This is a genomic window from Algoriphagus pacificus, assembly GCF_017254845.1.
GTDB classification, from domain to species: Bacteria; Bacteroidota; Bacteroidia; order Cytophagales; family Cyclobacteriaceae; genus Algoriphagus; species Algoriphagus pacificus.
Window position 1 is genome coordinate 84,201 of sequence record NZ_JAFKCU010000002.1, and the last position, 20,840, is coordinate 105,040.

Annotated in this window: 21 protein-coding genes; 14 read left to right on the top strand and 7 right to left on the bottom strand. The window is 40.4% G+C overall.

Going from position 1 to position 20,840, the window contains the following annotated elements:
* Positions 1 to 99 precede the first annotated feature (99 nt).
* The 5 genes from J0A69_RS07200 to J0A69_RS07220 all read left to right on the top strand — a co-directional run bounded on the left by J0A69_RS07200 (position 100) and on the right by J0A69_RS07220 (position 3,481).
* Positions 100 to 1,086 (top strand): TRAP transporter substrate-binding protein, encoded by a 987-nt coding sequence (locus J0A69_RS07200; protein ID WP_206585894.1) that lies wholly within the window; start codon positions 100 to 102, stop codon positions 1,084 to 1,086.
* Between the two features lie 24 nt (positions 1,087 to 1,110).
* Positions 1,111 to 1,602 carry a TRAP transporter small permease gene (locus tag J0A69_RS07205; protein ID WP_206585895.1) on the top strand — a complete coding sequence of 164 codons (492 nt, stop codon included), beginning with the start codon at positions 1,111 to 1,113 and terminating at the stop codon, positions 1,600 to 1,602.
* Positions 1,602 to 2,897, top strand: coding sequence for a TRAP transporter large permease (locus tag J0A69_RS07210; RefSeq protein ID WP_206585896.1), 1,296 nt, complete (start codon positions 1,602 to 1,604; stop codon positions 2,895 to 2,897). Before J0A69_RS07205 ends, J0A69_RS07210 begins: the two co-directional genes overlap by 1 nt.
* Positions 2,898 to 3,018: 121 nt before the next feature.
* Positions 3,019 to 3,225 (top strand): hypothetical protein, encoded by a 207-nt coding sequence (locus J0A69_RS07215; protein WP_206585897.1) that lies wholly within the window; start codon positions 3,019 to 3,021, stop codon positions 3,223 to 3,225.
* Positions 3,215 to 3,481 carry a type II toxin-antitoxin system RelE family toxin gene (locus tag J0A69_RS07220; RefSeq protein ID WP_206585898.1) on the top strand — a complete coding sequence of 89 codons (267 nt, stop codon included), beginning with the start codon at positions 3,215 to 3,217 and terminating at the stop codon, positions 3,479 to 3,481. Before J0A69_RS07215 ends, J0A69_RS07220 begins: the two co-directional genes overlap by 11 nt.
* Positions 3,482 to 3,487: 6 nt before the next feature.
* On the opposite strand, the gene J0A69_RS07225 is transcribed toward J0A69_RS07220, so the two are convergent.
* Entirely contained in the window at positions 3,488 to 5,119 is a 1,632-nt protein-coding gene (locus J0A69_RS07225; RefSeq protein WP_206585899.1) for an ABC-F family ATP-binding cassette domain-containing protein, read from the bottom strand.
* A 158-nt stretch (positions 5,120 to 5,277) separates the two neighbouring features.
* On the opposite strand from J0A69_RS07225, the gene J0A69_RS07230 reads away from it, so the two are divergent.
* Positions 5,278 to 7,719 (top strand): zinc-dependent metalloprotease, encoded by a 2,442-nt coding sequence (locus J0A69_RS07230; protein WP_206585900.1) that lies wholly within the window; start codon positions 5,278 to 5,280, stop codon positions 7,717 to 7,719.
* A 54-nt stretch (positions 7,720 to 7,773) separates the two neighbouring features.
* Here the strand turns inward: J0A69_RS07230 and J0A69_RS07235 are convergent, their stop codons facing one another.
* The gene (locus tag J0A69_RS07235) at positions 7,774 to 8,196 is read right to left on the bottom strand and encodes a hypothetical protein (RefSeq protein ID WP_206585901.1); all 423 of its coding nucleotides are present in this window, start codon (positions 8,194 to 8,196) and stop codon (positions 7,774 to 7,776) included.
* Between the two features lie 163 nt (positions 8,197 to 8,359).
* On the bottom strand, positions 8,360 to 9,241 hold the full coding sequence (gene sucD / locus J0A69_RS07240) for a succinate--CoA ligase subunit alpha (protein ID WP_206585902.1): 882 nt from the start codon (positions 9,239 to 9,241) through the stop codon (positions 8,360 to 8,362).
* Between the two features lie 130 nt (positions 9,242 to 9,371).
* Here sucD and J0A69_RS07245 point away from each other — a divergent pair, with 130 nt between their 5' ends.
* The 5 genes from J0A69_RS07245 to J0A69_RS07265 all read left to right on the top strand — a co-directional run bounded on the left by J0A69_RS07245 (position 9,372) and on the right by J0A69_RS07265 (position 16,362).
* Complete coding sequence (locus J0A69_RS07245; protein ID WP_206585903.1) at positions 9,372 to 12,809, top strand: sensor histidine kinase; 3,438 nt, start codon at positions 9,372 to 9,374, stop codon at positions 12,807 to 12,809.
* A 46-nt stretch (positions 12,810 to 12,855) separates the two neighbouring features.
* Positions 12,856 to 14,031, top strand: coding sequence for a hybrid sensor histidine kinase/response regulator (locus tag J0A69_RS07250; protein ID WP_206585904.1), 1,176 nt, complete (start codon positions 12,856 to 12,858; stop codon positions 14,029 to 14,031).
* 1 nt (position 14,032) lies between these two features.
* Entirely contained in the window at positions 14,033 to 14,665 is a 633-nt protein-coding gene (locus J0A69_RS07255) for an ATP-binding cassette domain-containing protein (protein ID WP_206585905.1), read from the top strand.
* Complete coding sequence (locus J0A69_RS07260) at positions 14,662 to 15,894, top strand: ABC transporter permease (RefSeq protein WP_206585906.1); 1,233 nt, start codon at positions 14,662 to 14,664, stop codon at positions 15,892 to 15,894. The genes J0A69_RS07255 and J0A69_RS07260 overlap by 4 nt, the downstream gene beginning before the upstream one ends.
* Before the next feature lie 63 nt (positions 15,895 to 15,957).
* Complete coding sequence (locus tag J0A69_RS07265) at positions 15,958 to 16,362, top strand: hypothetical protein (protein WP_394369879.1); 405 nt, start codon at positions 15,958 to 15,960, stop codon at positions 16,360 to 16,362.
* Positions 16,363 to 16,375: 13 nt separating this feature from the next.
* Here the strand turns inward: J0A69_RS07265 and J0A69_RS07270 are convergent, their stop codons facing one another.
* A complete protein-coding gene (locus J0A69_RS07270) occupies positions 16,376 to 17,197 on the bottom strand; it encodes an aminotransferase class IV (RefSeq protein WP_206585908.1) in 822 nt (273 codons plus the stop codon).
* 127 nt (positions 17,198 to 17,324) lie between these two features.
* Between J0A69_RS07270 and J0A69_RS07275 the strand changes: the two genes are divergently transcribed.
* Complete coding sequence (locus J0A69_RS07275) at positions 17,325 to 17,747, top strand: hypothetical protein (RefSeq protein ID WP_206585909.1); 423 nt, start codon at positions 17,325 to 17,327, stop codon at positions 17,745 to 17,747.
* On the opposite strand, the gene J0A69_RS07280 is transcribed toward J0A69_RS07275, so the two are convergent.
* From J0A69_RS07280 to J0A69_RS07290, 3 genes are read right to left on the bottom strand one after another with little or no spacing between them, the layout of a single operon-like run.
* Entirely contained in the window at positions 17,744 to 18,190 is a 447-nt protein-coding gene (locus tag J0A69_RS07280) for a c-type cytochrome (protein WP_206585910.1), read from the bottom strand. The two genes, J0A69_RS07275 and J0A69_RS07280, sit on opposite strands and share 4 nt — an antisense overlap.
* 1 nt (position 18,191) lies before the next feature.
* Positions 18,192 to 18,842 (bottom strand): SCO family protein, encoded by a 651-nt coding sequence (locus J0A69_RS07285; protein ID WP_206585911.1) that lies wholly within the window; start codon positions 18,840 to 18,842, stop codon positions 18,192 to 18,194.
* A 4-nt stretch (positions 18,843 to 18,846) separates the two neighbouring features.
* Positions 18,847 to 19,386 carry a CopD family protein gene (locus tag J0A69_RS07290; protein ID WP_206585912.1) on the bottom strand — a complete coding sequence of 180 codons (540 nt, stop codon included), beginning with the start codon at positions 19,384 to 19,386 and terminating at the stop codon, positions 18,847 to 18,849.
* A gap of 54 nt (positions 19,387 to 19,440) precedes the next feature.
* Here J0A69_RS07290 and J0A69_RS07295 point away from each other — a divergent pair, with 54 nt between their 5' ends.
* Positions 19,441 to 19,848, top strand: coding sequence for a hypothetical protein (locus tag J0A69_RS07295; protein ID WP_236032723.1), 408 nt, complete (start codon positions 19,441 to 19,443; stop codon positions 19,846 to 19,848).
* On the top strand, positions 19,845 to 20,834 hold the full coding sequence (meaB, locus tag J0A69_RS07300; protein WP_206585913.1) for a methylmalonyl Co-A mutase-associated GTPase MeaB: 990 nt from the start codon (positions 19,845 to 19,847) through the stop codon (positions 20,832 to 20,834). Before J0A69_RS07295 ends, meaB begins: the two co-directional genes overlap by 4 nt.
* The last annotated feature ends 6 nt before the right edge of the window (positions 20,835 to 20,840 follow it).

Here is a 20,840-nt window from a genome sequence, read left to right on the forward strand (position 1 = left end):
TACCAGTGACCACAGCTTTTAAATCGATTCCGTAAATCATCCGAAAACTAAGTAAGGAAAAGCCTATTATTGTTAATTACCTTCTATTTCAATAAACCCATGAAAAGAACCATTCCTATATTACTCATCTTCATTTTTTTAGGAGTTCTTCCGTTTTCCTGTCAGTCTCCACTCAATTTCAAAATCATTAAACTTGGTCATGCCCAGGTGGTAAGTCATCCCGTTCATGAGGCGATGCTTTTTATGGCCAAGCAAATTGAGAAAAAGTCGAACGGTAAAATCCGAGTCAAAGTCTACCCAAATCAACAGCTAGGTTCGGAAAGGGAGCTATTGGAATTACTTCAAATTGGAAGTTTGGGAATGACAAAAGTATCAGCTGCTGCTTTAGAGGGATTTGCGCCAACGATGCAGGTTTTTGGGATGCCATATTTATTCAGAGATGATGAGCATCAACGAAAAGTATTGGAAGGTCCAATCGGAAAGCAGCTTTTACTAGATGGAGAGGAATTTTGGTTGAGAGGCTTATGCTATTATGATGCTGGAAAGCGCAGTTTTTATACCAAAGATAAACCTGTGGAAACGCCAGAAGATCTGGCCGGGATGAAAGTAAGGGTAATGGAAAGTGTGACTGCATCAAATATGGTGAAGGCATTGGGAAGTTCTCCGACTCCTGTTTCTTATGGTGAGCTTTACACAGCCTTGCAACAAGGAATTGTGGATGCCGCAGAAAACAATCCTCCAAGTTTATATACCTCCAAGCACTATGAAGTTTGCAAATTCTATAGCTTGGATGAGCATACTTCCTTACCTGATGTGGTTATTATCAGTACGAAAGTTTGGGAAGACCTGACAGAAGAGGAGCAGGCTTGGGTTCAGGAAGCAGCAGATGAATCTGCGACTTATGAATACAAATTATGGGAGGAATCTTCGGCCGAGTCGATGCGGGAATTGGAAGCAGCGGGAGTAACGATCACTTATCCTGACAAAGAGCCTTTTAGAAAAGCAGTGGAAGGCGTTTACGAACAATTGAAAGTTGAACAGCCTGAGATTTATAAGATTGTACAATCAATCAGAGAAGTAAAATAGTCCAAACCCAAAGCACAACCATTCATGTTTTCATTAGACACGAAACGTAAACTAGATTCTGTCATAGCCCATTTGCTGGTTCTTTTGATGGCTTTGATGGTCCTCAATGTTACCTGGCAGGTGGCATCACGATATATTTTCAAAGATCCCAGTTCCTTTACCGACGAGCTTTCCAGATATATGATGATTTGGGTCGGGATGATGGGAGCAGCTTATGTGGCAGGGAAAAATGAACATTTGGCTATCGATATTTTACTGACAAGCCTGAAGCAAAAAGCACAGACCAAACTGATGATCCTGATCAGTTTTTGTATCATGATTTTCGCGATTGTGGTCATGATGATTGGAGGAGCGAATTTGGTTTACATCACCTTTATTCTTGGTCAAAAATCTGCAACACTCCAGATTCCTTTGGCCTATGTATATGGAATTATTCCTTTCAGTGGACTTTTGGTTACTTACTATCAAATCGTTTCCATCATTCAACTTTCTCACACTTTAAAAACTGCTGAATAATGGAAGTTTTAAGCGTCATCGTTCTCGTTTTATCTTTTTTGTTTTTCCTTGGAATAGGAGTGCCAGTTGCTTGGAGTTTGGGACTTTCCAGCATGTTTACCCTCATGGTAACTGTAGCGAGTATGCCTGCAATTACAACCGTTGCCCAGCGCATGGGTACTGGTTTAGATAGTTTTTCCTTGCTGGCAATTCCGTTTTTTATCTTGGCAGGTGAGCTGATGAATCGAGGAGGCATTGCAAATAGATTGATTGAATTTGCCAAAGCGCTGACGGGTAGGCTTCCGGGAGGATTACTTCATGTGAATGTGATTGCTGCAATGCTTATGGGAGCAATTGCTGGTTCAGCTGTAGCAGCAGCCTCTTCTATGGGAGGGATTTTGGGGAAAAGAATGGAGAAGGAAGGTTATCCAAAAGAGTTGGGAGCTGCAGTGAATATCACTTCCTCCACCACTGGTTTGATTATTCCTCCATCCAACGTTTTGATCGTGTATTCTTTGGCTTCCGGTGGCGTATCGATAGCAGCGCTATTTGTAGCGGGTTATTTGCCTGGTTTATTGGTTGGTTTACTGTTGATGGTTACAGCAGCTGTAATGGTGAAAATCAAGAAACTTCCTGCAGGTGAAGCAACTACTTTTAAGCATTTGGCAATCACCTTTTGGCATGCGATTCCAAGTTTGTTTTTGTTGGTTGTGGTGATAGGAGGTATCATTGGAGGTGTTTTTACAGCAACAGAAGCTTCTGCCATTGCAGTTGTATATAGCTTGGTCCTTTCTATGATTTACAAAGAAATCGGTGTAAAAGACCTGCCAGCAGTACTTTTGAAATCAGCTGAAACCACAGCCGTGGTAATGCTTTTGATTGCCACTTCCATGGCGATGTCTTGGGTGATGTCCAGTGAAGAAATCCCTCAAAGTATTTCCAATACATTGCTTTCTCTTAGTGACAATATTTTTGTCATCTTGATCATGATCAATGTATTGCTGCTTTTCGTGGGAGTGTTTATGGATATGACTCCAGCGGTTTTGATCTTTACTCCGATCTTTTTGCCAGTAGTGACTTCGCTGGGAGTTGATCCCGTTCATTTTGGGATAATGATGGTCTTGAATCTTTGTATCGGGCTATGTACTCCTCCTGTTGGATCTGTCTTGTTCATTGGGGTTGGGATAGCTCAGACTACTATCCAAAAAGTCATCAAACCCCTTTTGCCTTTCTTCTTTGCTATGATTTTGGCTTTGGCTCTGATCATGATATTTCCAGAGATTTCTCTTTGGTTACCAAGAGTATTTGGATTGTAGGTTTTTGGGGTAAAAAACCACAGTTTGGAAGCAAAACTCAGGTTTTCTCTACAGATTTTTAAATCAAAGTAGTGAAATCGGCGGCTTTTGGTGGAGGAATAATTTTTGCTTTTTGGGCGATATGGACTCAATTTTAGTTAATCCAAAGAATGAAAAGGAACTCAATTTTCTAATTGAGTTATTGGGAAAGCTCGGCACGAAATACAAAATGCTTACTTCTGAAGAAAAGGAAGATTTAGGACTTTCTCATTTGATGGTAAAAGTGGATCGAATGAAAGAAGTCCCAAAGGAAGAAGTGCTCAAAAAGCTATTGGAGAATGAAAATTAGATTTTTAACCTCTTTTTTGAAGGATCTCGAGCAAGTCAGTGAAGAACAGGACAAAGCTGAAATTTCACAGATGATCAAAACCTGTGAGAAAGCTAAATTCCTATCTGAAATCGGAAGTTTGAAGAAACTGGCCGGCTTTAAAAATGTCTTTCGGATCAAGAGAAAGAATTACCGGATCGGATTATATATAGAAATAAATGAGCTCGTCTTTGCAAGAATTTCTCACAAAAACGAGCTCTATAAAATGTTTCCTTAAAGGAGTTTATCGCTCTACTTCTTTCAGGTTCTCGATTTTCTTGTTTCGAAGGAAACCATTGATGTCCTCGAAATGCTCTTTTACGCGTTTGTTTCCAAATTCAAAAACTTTGGTCACCAAACCGTCCAAGAAATCCCTGTCGTGAGATACCACTACCAAAGTGCCATCAAAAGCCTTTAAAGCATCTTTGATGATGTCTTTGGTTTTCATGTCCAAATGGTTGGTCGGTTCATCGAGAATCAACAAGTTGACTGGCTCAAGCAATAGTTTGATCATTGCCAAACGGGTTTTCTCTCCACCTGAAAGAACCTTCACTTTCTTATTGATATCATCTCCTTTAAACATAAAGGCGCCGAGGATATCTTTTATTTTGGTTCTGACTTCACCAACAGCAATCTGATCGATTGTCTCAAAAATGCTAAGGCTTTCATCCAAAAGCGAGGCTTGGTTCTGCGCAAAATAGCCAATCATGGCATTGTGCCCGAGTTCGCATTTACCTTCAAAATCGATTTCTCCCATGATGGCTTTGATCATGGTGGATTTTCCTTCTCCGTTTTTACCGACAAAAGCAACTTTTTGTCCTTGCTCGATGGTCATGGAAGCGTTTTTGAAAACCACATGATCACCGTAGGATTTGCTCATTTCGTCCACGATCACAGGGTACTTTCCAGATCTTGGGGAAGGAGGGAAGCGAAGTTTCAATGCTGAAGTATCTACTTCGTCCACTTCAATGATTTCCATTTTCTCCAACATTTTCACGCGGGATTGCACCTGCAAAGTCTTGGAGTAAGTTCCCTTAAAGCGATCAATAAATCCTTGGATATCGGCAATTGTTCTTTGTTGCTCTTCGTACTGTTTCTGCTGCTGCTCGCGACGTTCTTTCCTAAGCTCTAGGTAATGGCTGTATTTAGCTTTGTAATCATAAATACGACCCATGGTCACCTCGATGGTACGAGTTGTAATGTTATCTACAAAAGCTCTATCATGGGAAATTACAACAACAGCTTTGGCTTTATTCATAAGGAAATCTTCCAGCCATTGGATGGATTCGATATCCAAATGGTTGGTAGGCTCATCGAGAAGAATCAAATCAGGGTTTTGAAGAAGGATTTTCGCCAATTCGATTCGCATTCTCCATCCACCTGAAAACTCGGAAGTCAAGCGGGTGAAATCCTGTCTTTCGAAGCCTAATCCCAACAATACTTTTTCTACCTCAGCTTCATAATTGACTTCTTCGATTGCGTAAAACTTCTCACTCAATTCAGAAACCTGCTCGATCAGTTTGTAATATTCTTCTGATTCATAGTCAGTCCTAACTGTCAATTCTTCATTGATTCTGTCAATTTCAGATTTCATGTTTAGGTAGCTGGCGAAAGCTTTGGAAGTCTCCTCCATCACGGTGCAATCATCCGAAGTCAGCAAATGCTGTGGCAAATAGGCCACAACAAATCCTTTTGGAGCAGAAACAGAGCCAGAGGTAGGCTTGGATTGACCTGCAATAATTTTAAGAAGAGTGGATTTTCCCGCACCATTTTTTCCCATCAAAGCGATTTTATCGGTTTCACTGATGGCAAAAGAAATATTACTAAAGAGTGTAGAGCCGCTATGAACGACTGCCACATTATCTACTGAAATCATAATTGTCTGAATTGAAGCGGCAAAGGTAAGGAATTGATATTTTAAAATTTGGGGTAATTCAGATATCTCCTGTAAAAATGGATTTACCGATCATAAATGTCTTCTTGTTTTCTAGGTGGCCTGACTCTAATTTTCTTCCTGATATTATTTACTACACCATGAAACATATTTCCAAAATTTTATGCTTGCTGCTGCTTGGTTTGACAACAGTCAGTTATGGGCAGAAAAAGAGCAAGAAAAATGCTGCACCGCCAGTGCAACAGACTCAGGCAGCCAAACCTGAAAAGAAAAGTCCTTTCAAAAAGTATAGCGACATCGTAACCAGCGATGCGGTGACGGATGAAGGCTTATTCAAAGTGCATTCAGTAGGAGAAAAATTCTACTATGAAATCCCATTTGATTTGCTCAATACTGACATGCTTTTGGTCAGTAGGATTTCCAAAATTGCTGCAGGACTGGGTGGAGGCTATATGAATGCCGGTTCCAAAACCAACGAACAGGTAATCCGGTGGTCTCGAGTGAATAATGACATCCATTTGAGATCCATTTCATTCACCAATGTGGCCAATGATTCCTTGCCGATTCAGTTATCAGTTTCTGCAAATAACTATGATCCGATTTTGGCTGCTTTTTCCATTGAAGCATTCAATCAGGATTCTACCGCCGTATTAATCGAGATAAGTGACTTGTTCCTGTCAGATAATCCTGCTTTGAGTGGGCTTTCCGAAAATATGAGAAGGGAATATAAAGTCAGAAACCTTGATAGAAAAAGGAGTTTTATCAGCCGAATGGCAAGCTTTCCGGAAAACATTGAAGTTCGTCATGACATGACTTACAATGCCACTGATCCGCCTTCTAATTCCAGAACGGGGACAATTTCTATGGAGATGAGTCAGTCCATGTATTTGCTTCCTGAGGTACCTATGCAGCCTCGATTATATGATCAACGTGTGGGATGGTTTACCATTCGTCAAATTGATTATGGTTCCGAAGCCTTGAAGTCAGATGTCAAAACCTACATCAGAAGATGGAGATTGGAACCTAAGGATCCAGAAGCTTATGCCAGAGGTGAATTAGTGGAACCTGTGAAGCCGATTGTTTACTATTTGGATCCGGCAACTCCAGCCAAATGGAGACCTTATTTCCGTCAGGGGATTGAAGACTGGCAGCAAGCTTTTGAAGCGGCTGGTTTTAAAAATGCCATTATAGCCAAAGATGCCCCAACCAAGGAAGAAGATCCTGATTGGAGTCCAGAGGATGCAAGGTATTCAACCGTGAGATACGTGGCGTCTACTACAAGAAACGCGGTCGGTCCAAGTGTTTCCGATCCAAGATCCGGAGAGATTATCGAGAGTGATATTATATGGTATCATAACCATCTACGCTCTTACAGAAATCGCTACATGCTGGAAACCGGAGCTGCTAATCCTTCTGCTAGAACTTTGGATACACCTGAAGAAGAAATCGGTGAAATGATGCGTCGCGTGATTTCCCATGAAGTGGGGCATGCTTTGGGTTTGCCACACAATATGAAAGCGTCTTATTCTTATCCAACGGACTCTTTGCGCTCAGCTACCTTCACTCAAAAATGGGGACTTGCGGCTACTATCATGGATTATACTCGATATAATTATGTGGCGCAACCAGGTGATGAAGGAGTGAGATGGGTGAGAATGCTCGGCCCATACGATGAGTATGCCATCAATTGGGGATATAGATACATTCCAAATGCAAACTCAGCAGAAGATGAAAAAGCTATACTGAATAGTTGGATCAGAGAAAAAGCAGGGGATCCAGTTTATTTGTTTGGAGGGGGGAATTCCTACGATCCAAGTTCCCAAACAGAATCGGTAGGGGATGATCCAGTGAAAGCAAGCCGTTATGGTTTGGCTAATTTGAAAATAGTGGCGCCGAATCTAGCGAAATGGACCGCAAAACCAGGTGAGAACTATGCTGATTTGGCGGAATTGTACGGAGAATTGATCGGGGTTTGGACACGATTTGCGGGACATGTGGTGACGAATGTGGGTGGCGTTTATGAAGAGTTAAAGACCACAGACCAGCCGGGAGTTATTTATACTCCGATTTCAAAAGCTTCTCAGATGGATGCCATGAAGTTTTTGGTGGAAGATGTTTTCACAACCCCAGATTGGTTGCTACAAAAAGAAATCCTTGACAACATTGAACCAAGTGGAGCAGTAGAAGGGATTGGGTCAATGCAGTCCAGATTGCTTGCAAGCTTGCTTCGAAAAGACAGGTTGGATAGAATGATTGAAAATGAAGCCATGAATGGTTCTGAGGCTTATACCCTGACAGCCATGTTGAGTGACTTGAGAAAAGGACTTTGGTCCGAAGTATCAAGTTCAAGAAACATTGATGCTTTCCGAAGAAATCTTCAAAGAGCACATGTGGAGCGTTTGGCGGAATTGATGAAGCAGGATGAAAGAAACCGATCTGATATCAGTGCGGCGGTCCGAGCAGAATTGAAATCTATTCAGTCTTTGGCGAAGACAGGTAGCTCACGATATGCTCCATGTATCATCCAATACCATCTTCGTGATATTGATGCATTAATTGAGTCAATGTTAAGTGCAGAATAGTCCAAGCCATTTCTAACAAAAAAGGCCTTCTGAATAGTTAGAAGGCCTTTTTTGTTAATCTTCGATAGAAATTTCCAGTTTGAAATCTGCAACTTCATTTCTTCTTGCAGCGCTTCTCATCAGATAAACTCGGATTCTCTGATCTCCGCTTTTTTCCAATTTTCCTTGGTAAGAATTTTCTCCCATGGAAGAATTATAGAAGGCTACATATTCTTCACCGGGAGCCATTAGGTTAAAATAGTTTGCGGAATTAGAAGAGGTAAACTTCACTGATATTTCCTGGCCAGCCTTTGCATTGAGGACGTAGTCGATTATTTGTTCACCTTTTAATTTCCCCGATATCATCGCAGAAGATTTTCCTTTCTCAAATTCCACTTTTTTGACTTCAATCTGTTCTTGGGAAAAAGCAAAGAGGGGCAGGATGAAAATCAAAACTGCGGTAAAAAATAATCTGAAGGTGGAATTGGGATTATTCATAATAAAGTCTTTAAAAATGCTGTTTGAAGATATTTCGATTGAAAATTTAAGAAAATATCAAACAAGTTTGCTGAGATAAGATAGTTGGCCACAAAAAAACCGCTTCGAAATAATCGAAGCGGCTTCCTAAATCTGATATCTTAAATCAGATCTCTAATATCAATTAAGCGTCCACGCCCAAAGCTTTCGCCATGGTAGCACCGATCTCTGCTGGAGATTCTGCCACGTGGATTCCATTTTCTCTCATGATTCTCATTTTGGCAGCTGCAGTATCATCTGCTCCACCGATGATAGCGCCGGCATGGCCCATTCTTCTTCCCGGAGGTGCTGTCTGTCCAGCGATGAAACCTACTACAGGCTTTTTGTTTCCAGTTTCACGGATCCATTTCGCAGCTTCAGCTTCGTAGTTACCACCGATTTCACCGATCATGACGATTGCGTCAGTCTCAGGATCTTCCATTAGCAATTGTACAGCCTGCTTGGTAGAAGTTCCGATAATAGGATCTCCACCGATACCGATAGCTGTAGAAACGCCCAAACCAGCTTTGGCAACTTGGTCAGCAGCTTCGTAAGTCAAAGTACCGGATTTAGAAACGATGCCGATTCTACCTTTTTTGAATACGAATCCTGGCATAATTCCAACCTTAGCTTCACCTGGAGTGATCACACCTGGGCAGTTAGGACCGATAAGAGTTGCTCCTCTTTCTACGATGTAAGGCTTAGCCTTCATCATATCTGCAACTGGAATACCTTCAGTGATGGCAATGATTACTTTAATTCCTGCATCAGCAGCTTCCATAATTGCATCAGCAGCGAAAGCCGGTGGTACGAAAATGATAGAGGTGTCTGCACCAGTCTTTTGAACGGCTTCTTCTACAGAGTTGAAAACAGGTTTCTCCAAATGAGTTGAACCGCCTTTTCCCGGAGTTACCCCACCGACTACGTTTGTTCCGTACTCGATCATTTGCTGTGCGTGAAAAGAGCCCTCAGACCCGGTGAATCCTTGTACGATCACCTTGGAATTTTTATTTACTAGTACACTCATGATGCGATTTCTAAAGTTTGGCACAAAAATAAAAGAATCAGGTCGCTGACAAAAGAAATGAAGAACATTCTCTAGTGAATTTGGCGACGAAATACTTTTTATATCTTAGAGCCGAAAGTACGCCTATAAAATGAGAATATTCATCACCCTTTTCATTTGTTTTGGATTGGCTGTTCAGGGATATACCCAGAATTTCAAATATGACCCTCAACCCAAGGGCGTAAAACTGCCTGTTCAGAACGTATTGCAGATGGAGCAAGACACCTTGGGAAGGATGTGGTTTTCTACTCCATTGGGCGTTGTTTATTCGGATGGAATAGAGAGTTTTACCCTGCCGGATTCCATTTTAAAAGAATTTAATTACCTGATTTCTATTCATAAAGATGAGGATGGAATTATCTGGATTTACAACTCAGATGGCCTTCCAAAGCTTGTAAAGGGAGGTTATGGACAATGGGAATTAATTGATCTGGGGATTAAGTTTGATGAAAAGTATAGCTCAGGTATCAGTTTTTCTACCCTTGGAAAAGGAGATGAAAAGAGATTTTTTATAGATACCAAGTACCAATTGCTTTACTGGACTGCTGGCTCTGCTGAAAAGACTCTCATCAACAGGGATTTTGATGAGCAGGGGATTTTGGGATCTGTCAATTTATTTGAAAATAAGGTTTACCTCTATTATGAAAATGGGACTTATTTGTTGTCAGGGAATAGTTTGGAAGAGGTTTCCTTAGACGGAATATCTTTGCCCTCCAATCCTTTCATTGTCAAAAGAAATCCTGAGGATGGGAATTATTATTTTTTAGGAAGAGAATATTTAGCGAAAGGGAAAAATCCATTTACTCCAGAGAGCATTGTCGATCAAAAGTTTTCGAAGGATCAATACTATTCGATGAATATGTATGGGTTGTTTTTTGAAGGTAAATCCATTTTCTACCATTTTAACTCACAGTTGTTTAAAGCGAGCGAGAATTATGCCTTTCCGTTGATCATTGACCTAGAAGATGAGCTTCGAGTTTATTCTATCAATGGTGCGATGGTTGACCGCGAAGGAATTCTATGGGTAGGTACGAGCAGAGGACTGGTGAATTTCAATAGCTTGGTTTTTCAAAATTATGGTTCAGGTCAAACCACCTTGTTGGCAGAGGAAATTTCAGCGATTGGGAACCTGGGCAATGGCGAGTACCTCTTTGGCTTTAACAACGGAATCCAAAAGTATTCGAGACTGGCAGTAAAAACAGTTTATAGAGATCCGTATCCTGATGGAAATCCAACAAATAGGATTGTAAATTTTTCGAATGATGGAAAAGGGAGCGTTTGGTTCTCTAGTAACTGGGCAGGCGTAGGGAGATATGATATCAAATCTGGAGTCATTCGACATTTTCTTCCTCCTCCCGGAGTGAATGTTTCTTCCGTCAATGCAAGTAATGATACGCTGATCATTACAGGTTCCAACGATCTTTTTTTGTTCCCTTTGAAAGCCGGACTTTCTAGGATGTATGAGAATAATAAAAGGAATGAAATAATTGAGTTGCTTCAGAATGACTTTTTTTACCTGAGAAAAGCTGGAAGACTGTCGGATGGAAGGTTGATGGTGATGAAAGCGGGGCAGCTCGCTAATGAAAAGCCATTTTTAGCAAATAATCACATGATGATTGCAGATGGGTATGATTTCTTGGAGCTGAATAATAACCAGATTCTATTAGGGACAGAGACAGGTTTGAAAATTCTGGAAAATGGACAAGTCAGACCTTACCCAATTCAAGGAGAACTCATCACCAGACCTGTTTTTGCGATGTTAAAAGATAGCAAAGATAGAATCTGGTTTGGAACAGACGATGGGGTCTATTTAAGTGATAAAGACAGACTCTTACATTTCAATGAAAGCAATGGCTTGATAGGGAATGAAATCAATAGAGGGGCTTTGATTGAAGCAAGTTCTGGCAGAATCATGATCGGCACTCTCAAAGGATTTTCACTTTTCTTTACTGACGAGGAATTCCTTGCAGAGGGGGCTCCCAAAGTGTTTATCAATAGATTGATGCTAGATGAACAAGTTCTTCAACCTGAAGAGCAAAATCGTATGCCCTTCTCTCAAAATTCCTTAGAAATCCAGTTCTCTGCTATTGGATTCAATCAGGTAAAAGATCTTTGGGTTCATTACAGGCTGTCTCCTGATAGGGATTGGGAGATTATTAAAGACCCAAAAACATCCTTTTTGTTCCTTCCCAATTTGCCTTATGGCGATTACCAAGTGGAATTAAAGGCCTCTTACGAAGGGCAGAATTTTTCGGAAGAAATCAAATCGATGCCTTTTACCATTTTAAAACCCCTGTATTTACAGACATGGTTTATCATTTTGTGGGTTTTATTTCTGATTGCTTTGGGTATTTTGATCAATATCTTCTTCCAGCAATTCAGAAAAGTAGGGGTATTGAAAAGTGCCTTTGATCAAAAGTCCTTTGAGAAACAACTTGCCGAAGAGCAGTTTAAAAACGTTTGGAGCAGTTCGAAAGACGGTTTGATATTGACTCTTGAAGGAGAAATTATTCTCACTGCAAATCCAAGCTTTGCACAGCTCGTGAATAAAGAAATCACGGAGCTGGAAAACACCAAAGTCATGGATCTTTTTAGCGATTCAGATTATTACACCAGCTACATAGAATCCTTTTTGAGGCAGGTTCTTAAAAAAAGAGAGAAAGGTCTAACCTATGAAAGCAGAGTTCCTTGGAAATCTGGAACGGTAGAAATGGAAGTTTATTCGGTTTTGATCCAAGAGGATTTTGGAGGTAAAAAACTGATATTAAGTGTGTTTCGGGATATATCGGCTAAAAAAGCCATCGAGCAAAAACTTCGGGACGCCAAGTCAAAAGCAGAGCAAGCAAACCGCTATAAAACCAGTATGCTATCGAATATCAGTCATGAAATCCGAACTCCACTGAATGGAATATTGGGCGGAACGGAGCATATCATGATGATGCGCCAGGATGATCCTGAACTGATTTCCCAACTCGATATTATTTTACAAAGTGGAGAAAGGCTACTTACTACGATTACAGCTATTTTGGATATGGCCAAGATCGAGGCAAACAAAATGAATGTCCTCTATACAGAAGTTGACATCAACGAGTTCCTCGCCACGATCATTGCGCCATTAAAAAATCTAGCCATGCGAAAAGGTCTTACTTTGAAAGTAGAGTTTTTGAAAAGTCCTTTTCATGGCAAAATCGACAAGCGATTTATGGAGATGATCGTCAATAATTTGGTGAGTAATGCTATCAAATACACCGAAAAAGGAATTGTCAAACTGACTGTGGATAGAAGGAAAAACAACTTGTTATTGTCTATCGAGGATAGCGGGGTAGGGATGTCAGAGGATTTTTTGAAAAAAGCTTTTCAGCCATTCGAACAGGAGAGTTCGGGTAATGACCGCTTATACGAAGGCACAGGTTTGGGATTGAACATCACCAAAAATCTGATTTCACTCTTACATGGCGAAATTAATCTCCAGAGTTCCAAAAATACCGGTACCATCGTCACGATAGAAATACCATTGCCAGAAGCATAAATTTTGTATTTTCAGACTTGAATTGTTTTAATCCCACCAACCCCGCATGTTCAGTTTAAAAATCCTCATTGTAGAAGATGATTCCGTTTCAGCCTTATTGCTGCAGCGTGCTTTAGAAAAAAACAACCACGACATCATTGGAATCGCGGATTCAGGAGAGAAAGCTCTTGACATCCTGGAGGAAAATATCGCAGATATTGTGATGATGGATATTAACCTAGCGGGTGAACTTGATGGGATTAAAACCACTGAGATAGTCAATGAAAAATACGACATCCCTGTAGTCTACCTGAGTGCAAGTTCGGATGCCGAAACTCTCAATAAAGTTGTCGGTACCAATCCCAGTGCCTATGTAATCAAGCCTTTCAATATCCGTGAATTAAACATGGTGATTGAACTGGCGATTTTTAAGGATAGAAAGGAAAAAGAGCTTCAAAAACTCAACAATGAACTGGAAGAAAAGGTAAGGCAAAGAACGGCCGATCTACACGAGGCAAACAAAGAACTGACCAAAGCCTTGGAAAAAGAAAGAGAAATCAACGAGTTAAAATCCAGAATTGTGCTGAATGTTTCTCATGGTTTCAAAACTCCTTTGACCTCGATTTTGAGTTCTGCGCAACTGCTTCAGATTTATGCTGAGAAGGATCATCCTTTCAAAGTCAAAATTGCCAAGCATGCTTCCAAGATCGAAAATTCTGTACGAGCCTTAAATAACCTGCTGACAAGTGTTTTGTTTTTTGGTAAGGCGGATGCAGATAAAATGGAGTTTAAGCCTAAAAAGATGTTTGTTGGGGCTTTTGTGAAGGAGGTTTTGGACACCGTAAAAGCAGGTATCGAAAATGATGTTACCATCAAAGTGACTTTAGGCGATTTACCAAAAACTATCGTCTCTGACAGTGAGTTACTTTATCAGGTTTTCGAAAATCTGCTTTCCAATTCAGTGAAATATTCCAAAGAAGGTAAATCCGTGGATTTCAAACTGGATTTTAAAGATCAGAAACTCTTGGCAACTTTTTCTGACAAAGGAATCGGAATTCCAAAGAAAGAACAAAGTCAGCTATTTGACAGGTTTTTCAGAGCGCATAATGTTGGAATTATCGAAGGCTCAGGACTAGGCTTGTCAATTGTAAAAAAATGTGTGGAGGTCTTGGGAGGAGAGATTACCTTTGAAAGTGAAGAAAACAAGGGAACCACATTCTATGTGTCCATTCCTGTGAAATAACATGCTTTTAAGTACCAAAAACCTTTCATTTTCTCATCCCCGCCAGCAAGCCATTCATTTTCCAGACATCCAACTTACATCAGGTGAAAGCCTTTTGATTTTAGGAAAATCGGGAAGTGGGAAAACGACTCTTTTGAATTTGTTAGGGGGATTGGCTCAACCGGCTACTGGAGAGATTCTTATTGACAAGGTATCGCTATCCGATTTAAAAGGGCAAAAACTGGATCTTTTTCGAGGACAGCATATCGGGATTGTTTTTCAAAAACCTCACCTGATCACTGCACTTACTGTATTTGAGAATCTGCAATTGGCAAATTTTTTCAGCAAAAAGAAGAATGACCAATTAATGCAGCTTTTGAAAGATTTGGGTTTGGCAGATAAAAGCAAATCTTCAGTTTTGACGCTTAGTGAAGGAGAAGCCCAGCGAGTGTCCATTGCTAGAGCCTTAGCAAACCAACCAAAATTGATTTTGGCAGATGAACCTACTTCAAGCTTAGACGATGATGCCACCCAGAAAGTCATTGATTTGCTGAAAGAGCAGGCAGAGAAAATCGGGGCGGGATTGATCATCGTAACCCATGATCAACGCGTGAAAAATCATATTTCGAATTTTATTGAGGTGAAGAGCTCATGAATCTTATCAAACTCAGTTGGAAATATTTGACTTTTAGGCCAATGTCTACAGGTCTGAATGTCCTCTTGCTGGCATTGGGATTAGCAATTATCACCGTATTACTTTTGATGCAGGATCAGTTGGAGAAAAAGATGAACCAAGATGCTGCGGGGATCGATTTGGTGGTGGGAGCAAAAGGAAGTCCATTGCAATTGATTCTTTCAGGTGTTTACCATATTGATTTTCCAACTGGGAATATTCCTCTGGCCGAGGCTCAAAAGCTGACTCGAAATCGCTTGGTAAAGCAAAGTATCCCATTGGCTTTAGGAGATAATTACCAAGGTTTTCGAATTGTAGGAACCAACCTAGATTATCTAGAACTGTATTCTACAGAATTTGAATCAGGCGATTCTTGGAAGGAGGCTTTTGATGTAGTTTTAGGAGCTGGAGTCGCTAAAAAAATTGGTCTAAAAGTAGGAGATGAGTTTTTAGGCAGTCATGGAATCTCTGAAGGGAGCCATGATCATGATGCCAATTATTTCAAAGTTACAGGCGTACTGAAGCCTAAAGGGAATGTAGTCGATCGACTTATATTAACTAGTATAGAATCTGTTTGGGCCACGCATGAGGAGGAAGAAGAAGAGGAGTCAAGTTCGCATGTTCCCAGTGAAATCACCTTGCATGGACTGCCACAGTCGGAGGAGCCTAAAGAAATTACCACACTTTTGATCCAATATAGAAACCCAATGGCAGCGATTCAGCTTCCAAGACAGGTAAATGCTGGAACCAGCATGCAAGCTGCTTCTCCTTCCTTCGAAATGTCCAGGCTATTTGAAATATTGGGAGTAGGAATCAGCTTATTGCGGGGCTTGGCTTTTGTGCTCATAGGGATTTCAGGTTTGGGGATTTTTATTGCGCTGTATAACTCACTTAAGGAAAGGAAATATGATCTGGCTATTCTTCGAGCTATCGGAGCAGCGAGATTTCAATTACTTCAGCTGATTTTCCTGGAAGGAATCATGTTGACATTTATAGGAGCCGTTCTTGGGATTTTATTGGGGCATTCGTTTTTGGCAGTTTTAGTCTCCCAGCAGGAAAGTGGAGTGATGGTTAGCTTAAATCCATGGATTTTCTTGAAATCAGAACTTTGGATAGTGATTTATGCGTTAACAGTAGGAATTTTAGCCTCTGTTATTCCTGCTATTGCAGCTTATCAAACAAGTATTGCAAAGCAATTGACAAAGGCGTAACTAGCAACGAATTCAAAAAAGGCAGTGATGAGAAATAAATTTATACTTGCAACAGTAGCTTTGATGCTTTTGGCATCCATTTCCACTTTTGCGCAAAGTACCAACGTGTGGAAAAGCCTTGCTGATGTTTCTTATAAGATCAGCGAAGATCAATTTGGGGAACTTTATGTCCCTGTGTTTTCTGAAGAATCCAAGAAATTAGAGGGCAAGGAAGTGGAGGCTGATGGCTATATCATTCCTTTTGAAGGGATGTTTAAGCCTGAGCATATAATCTTGTCTAGCCTTCCTTTGGCAGAATGCTTTTTCTGTGGATCAGGGGGTCCTGAAACTGTGATGGAAGTAATGTTAACGGATCCGATTAAATATACTTCTAAGCGAGTTAAAGTCCGAGGAAAGCTGGTTCTGAATGGCAAAGATCCAGAAAAGCTGATGTACATTTTGAAAGACGCCAAGCTGGTTTCCGAATAAAAAAAACTCCCTTTTAGAGGGAGTTTTCTTTTTCAAGTACCTTGAATTTATTCAGGATATCCAAAGTCACAGGACCTGGTTTACCATTTCCGATTGTATGATCATCTATTTTTGTAACAGGCAGCAAAATCTTGGTGGTACTGCTAATAAAAGCCTCATCAGCTTGCAGTGCTTCCTCCCAAGTTACATCACGGATTTCAACTTTTTCTGCCAATTGCAACACATGCTTTCTGGTGATCCCAAGTAAAATATCCTTTTCAGGAGTAATCAAAACTCCATCTTTCACAATGAAAAAGTTGCTTCTCGAACTCTCACTTATCAGTCCTTTGTGATGATAGAGAACATCTTCAGCTCCCTCTTTTTTCCAGCGCATGCTATCCCAAACAGATAGTGCATAATTGGTCGTTTTGATGTCAGCAATAGGTCTTACATAATCCAGACCCAATAACTTGATTCCTTTGGAATATTTTTCTTCACTAGGGAAAAGTAAAGACTCTGCAAAAATAAAGAGCTTTCCTTCTGCAGGTGAAAAATGATTCTCGGATAATCCACCACTTAAGACCATTCTAAAACCACCTTGCTCCATGTCATTTTTATCAGTGAGCTCTTGGATGATCTGCTTTAATTCAACTCTGGAATAAGGTAGAGGTAAAAAGGTTTTTTCAGCAGAAGCGATAAACCTGTCTAAATAATGCTCTAGAAATAAAGGCTTGTAATTGACAGATCTGAAAAAATCAAAAATCCCATAGCCTCGAATCAATCCTAGATCCATAGGGTGAATGGTGGCATTTTCAGTGTTGATAATCTGCCCATCGGCAAAGCAAAATGGTTTCATAAAGGATCGATTTAAAGCATCTAAAATTAAGGCTTACTTTTTGAAAATTTGAATTTTTTAATTCTACTTAACTTTTTAGATTAAAAAAAGAATAAATAGTACCTTTACGTTGATTTTAGAGATATCCATGAAAAGAAGCATTCCGTATTTCATTTTAGTACTATTTATTTTTACAGCTTCCTGTGCATCAGACAAAAAAGATGAGAGTCAGTTGCAAAGGGAAGAAATCATCAAGTATCATGATGAAGTAATGCCTCTGATGGGTAAACTGAAAAACCTCGAAAAAAAGGCCAACCAGGAGATTCAGCGGCTTGAGGAATCAGAAGAGCCAGACTCGGCAAGAATAGAATCCTTGAAAGCTCTTGCATATGATTTGGATGCTGCTTACGAGGGAATGTTCGATTGGATGCATCAATATGATGTTTCAGACGGTGAAAGAACCCCCGAGGAATTAAAGAAATTTTTAGATGAGCAGCTGGTGAAAATCAAAGCTGTTAATGAGCAATTCAAAGAGGTTTTGGCCAAATCGGATGAACTGCTGGAGAATTAAATCTCGGGCGTTGTTTTCAGGTATTTTTCTACATCTGAAGAAGTGATTTTTCCTTCATTTAGTCCCCAAATATTATAGAGATAGGTGCTGATCTGGGATATTTCAAGAGGATTCAACCTTGGACTTCCAGGCATTGGCTGATCGTATTCTTGCCCGTTGACGACAATTTTCCCTTCCTGCCCATATTTCATAATCCTCACTGATCTATGGATACTTGCTTTGAAGTAATCTGAATCCTTGATAGGAGGGATCAAATTTCCCAGGCCTTCTCCATTGTTCTGATGGCAATTGCCACAATGGTTTTCATAGAGGGTTTTGCCTGCTATGGCATATTTCATTACTTCCGGATCGGAAATTCCTGCCAGAGTATTTTCCTCATTTGAAGATTTTGGTGCGCAGGAAAGTAAAATTGAGAAGAAAAGAAGAGATGCAATTCCTTTCATATTAGAGTATTTTCGGAATATCCTTGATCAAATTATCCACCTGATCTGCTTTAGTTCCGTCATAGACTCCTCTGATTCTGCCATTTTCATCTACCAAAATAAAAGCTCCTGTATGTAGAAATCCTCCAGCTTCATTTTGATCCTCCATGGCTGTTGTAAGATAGCTTGTCTGACCAATTTCAAAGATTTTTTCAGAATCTCCTGTGAGGAAATTCCAAGTACTTGCATCGGGGATTCCTAGCTTGACAGAGTAGTCTTTTAGGACTTCCTGAGTATCATGTCTTGGGTCGATGGAGTGGCTTAGAATCTTGAAATCTGGATTGTCTTTATAGGTTTCATATACCCGAAGCATTTCCTTCTTCATGATAGGGCAAATGGTCGGGCAGGTTGTAAAGAAGAAATCGGCTACATAGACTTTCCCAGCTACAGAAGAGTTGCTGATCGTATCTCCATCCTGGTTCACAAACTTGAAATCTGCGATTTTATGGTAAACCGTGTCCTTTAGGGTTTTTCCTTCAATTTCAATATCGTTTACATGCCAATTTCCCAGAATTGGAAGAGATTCTGATTTCTCTTCTTCTGAGGCCGGCTTACACTGCCAAAGCGTCAATAATACCAGTGAAAGAAGTGGTAAGCTTAATTTGAACTTCATGATCTCATGAATTTTTATTTCTGTATTTTTTATAGAGGCGGATCGCAATCATCAAGGTGATGCCTAATCCAACCAATCCTAAGAGTCCCCAAACCATGCTTAGCGTGCTTTTCAATACGATCAAGAATACAATCGCAAAAAGCAATAGGGTGGAAGCCTCATTCCATATCCTCAACTGAGTTGAACTCCATCTGGTTCTCCCTTTTTGTAATTCTTTGAATAATAGATGACATCCAAAATGATAGCAATACAAAAGGAAGACAAAACCCAGTTTTGCATGCATAAATCCCATTTCCAAATAGCCCATTCGATAGCTTAGAACCCAAGTCCCAAAAATCAATGTCAGAATAGCAGATGGCCAGGTGATAATGTACCAAAGTCGGGAGGCCATAAGATCGAGTTGAGGTTTTAAGATGAGGCGCTCTGCCTCGGGTCTCTCCATTGCTTCGGTCTGATAGATAAACAATCGGACGATATAGAAAAGCCCTGCAAACCAGGTGACTACAAAAATGATGTGTAAAGCCTTGATGTACTCGAAACTCATTCTCGGAATTTTCGGCTAAATTAAGGCCTAATCCTTGTAAACCCGCTAAAGTTTTTGAAAAGCTCTAAATTCATTTTCTATTTATTGGCCGGACTGGTCATTTTCCTTGTCTTTTGGATAGGGAAAGAAAGTTTTACTCAACCCGGACTGGAACAGTTTGAAGGGAAGTATGAGGAAATTGCCAGCTATCGAAATGAAAATAATACCGGGCCAGTGGTCCGCGTTCTTGCCGTTAAAGCCTTGGATTCCTCAAAAGACTGGATGAAAGATTTTGGTGATTTTCAACCCCATACTAAATATGGTCGGACAGTAGTATTCTTTTTCTCAGAGGGCGTAGATCAAAAAATCAGTCTGGCTCCAAAAGACCCTTATTTTTCGGCAGGCTATCAGCCCTATGTAATTGCGACATATGAGAAAGGTCCGATGGGAGATGTGACATTTTCAGAAGGATATCCAAAATGAAAAAGAGACTAAGCCTCGATGCATACAAATCCGGAGTGTTGCAAGGAAATCGCGTGATCTTAAGTCAGGCCATCACCTTGGTGGAAAGTAGGTTGGAAGAGGATATGGATCTTGCAGCAAAGTTGGTTCAGGAAATTCTTCCTGCTACGGGAAAATCAATCAGAATTGGAATTACGGGAGTGCCGGGAGTTGGTAAAAGCACCTTTATCGAGGCCTTTGGGAAATTATTGATTCAAGAAGGCAAGAAACTGGCTGTTTTGGCAGTGGATCCCAGTAGTCAAAAAAGCAAGGGAAGCATTCTTGGGGATAAAACCAGGATGGAAAAACTTGCAGCAGATAAACAGGCTTTTATCCGCCCTAGTCCTGCAGGATTTACCTTGGGTGGGGTTGCTTCTAAGACAAGAGAAGCCATGCTATTATGTGAAGCAGCGGGATTTGATATGATTTTGGTGGAGACAGTCGGTGTGGGACAATCCGAAACGGCAGTTAAAGACATGGTTGATTTCTTTTTATTGCTGGTTTTGGCTGGGGCTGGTGACGAACTTCAGGGTATCAAAAAAGGAATTATGGAAATGGCAGATGCTGTCATCATCCATAAATCTGATGGAGAGAATCTAGAAATGGCAAAACAAGCCAAAAGGAATTATCAGAATGCTCTTCATTTATTTCCGGCAGCTGAGAGTGGTTGGTCTGTTCCTGTTTTGACGGCGAGTTCTTATACGAAAACTGGCTTGGAGGATATCTGGAACGTAATTTCCAATTACGAAGCAATCACTTTGGAATCTGGGTTTAAAGCAAAAAACCGAGCTGAGCAAAGGGTAAAATGGCTCGAGGAAAATCTTCGTGATTTACTTGGGAATTTATTTTTTAAGCAACCTGAAGTACAGAGTAAATTGAAAACAGAAAAAGAGAAAGTCGCAAAAGGGGAGTTGAGTCCTATGGTTTTGGCTAAGGAATTGATACAAATCTTTATTCAAAACAAATAAAATTGC

Bases quoted from the DNA above. Each gene is read 5' to 3' on its own strand.
- J0A69_RS07200 (WP_206585894.1), top strand. From the start codon at position 100: ATGAAAAGAACCATTCCTATATTACTCATCTTCATTTTTTTAGGAGTT.
- J0A69_RS07205 (WP_206585895.1), top strand. From the start codon at position 1,111: ATGTTTTCATTAGACACGAAACGTAAACTAGATTCTGTCATAGCCCAT.
- J0A69_RS07210 (WP_206585896.1), top strand. From the start codon at position 1,602: ATGGAAGTTTTAAGCGTCATCGTTCTCGTTTTATCTTTTTTGTTTTTC.
- J0A69_RS07215 (WP_206585897.1), top strand. From the start codon at position 3,019: ATGGACTCAATTTTAGTTAATCCAAAGAATGAAAAGGAACTCAATTTT.
- J0A69_RS07220 (WP_206585898.1), top strand. From the start codon at position 3,215: ATGAAAATTAGATTTTTAACCTCTTTTTTGAAGGATCTCGAGCAAGTC.
- J0A69_RS07225 (WP_206585899.1), bottom strand. From the start codon at position 5,119: ATGATTTCAGTAGATAATGTGGCAGTCGTTCATAGCGGCTCTACACTC.
- J0A69_RS07230 (WP_206585900.1), top strand. From the start codon at position 5,278: ATGAAACATATTTCCAAAATTTTATGCTTGCTGCTGCTTGGTTTGACA.
- J0A69_RS07235 (WP_206585901.1), bottom strand. From the start codon at position 8,196: ATGAATAATCCCAATTCCACCTTCAGATTATTTTTTACCGCAGTTTTG.
- sucD (WP_206585902.1), bottom strand. From the start codon at position 9,241: ATGAGTGTACTAGTAAATAAAAATTCCAAGGTGATCGTACAAGGATTC.
- J0A69_RS07245 (WP_206585903.1), top strand. From the start codon at position 9,372: ATGAGAATATTCATCACCCTTTTCATTTGTTTTGGATTGGCTGTTCAG.
- J0A69_RS07250 (WP_206585904.1), top strand. From the start codon at position 12,856: ATGTTCAGTTTAAAAATCCTCATTGTAGAAGATGATTCCGTTTCAGCC.
- J0A69_RS07255 (WP_206585905.1), top strand. From the start codon at position 14,033: ATGCTTTTAAGTACCAAAAACCTTTCATTTTCTCATCCCCGCCAGCAA.
- J0A69_RS07260 (WP_206585906.1), top strand. From the start codon at position 14,662: ATGAATCTTATCAAACTCAGTTGGAAATATTTGACTTTTAGGCCAATG.
- J0A69_RS07265 (WP_394369879.1), top strand. From the start codon at position 15,958: ATGCTTTTGGCATCCATTTCCACTTTTGCGCAAAGTACCAACGTGTGG.
- J0A69_RS07270 (WP_206585908.1), bottom strand. From the start codon at position 17,197: ATGAAACCATTTTGCTTTGCCGATGGGCAGATTATCAACACTGAAAAT.
- J0A69_RS07275 (WP_206585909.1), top strand. From the start codon at position 17,325: ATGAAAAGAAGCATTCCGTATTTCATTTTAGTACTATTTATTTTTACA.
- J0A69_RS07280 (WP_206585910.1), bottom strand. From the start codon at position 18,190: ATGAAAGGAATTGCATCTCTTCTTTTCTTCTCAATTTTACTTTCCTGC.
- J0A69_RS07285 (WP_206585911.1), bottom strand. From the start codon at position 18,842: ATGAAGTTCAAATTAAGCTTACCACTTCTTTCACTGGTATTATTGACG.
- J0A69_RS07290 (WP_206585912.1), bottom strand. From the start codon at position 19,386: ATGAGTTTCGAGTACATCAAGGCTTTACACATCATTTTTGTAGTCACC.
- meaB (WP_206585913.1), top strand. From the start codon at position 19,845: ATGAAAAAGAGACTAAGCCTCGATGCATACAAATCCGGAGTGTTGCAA.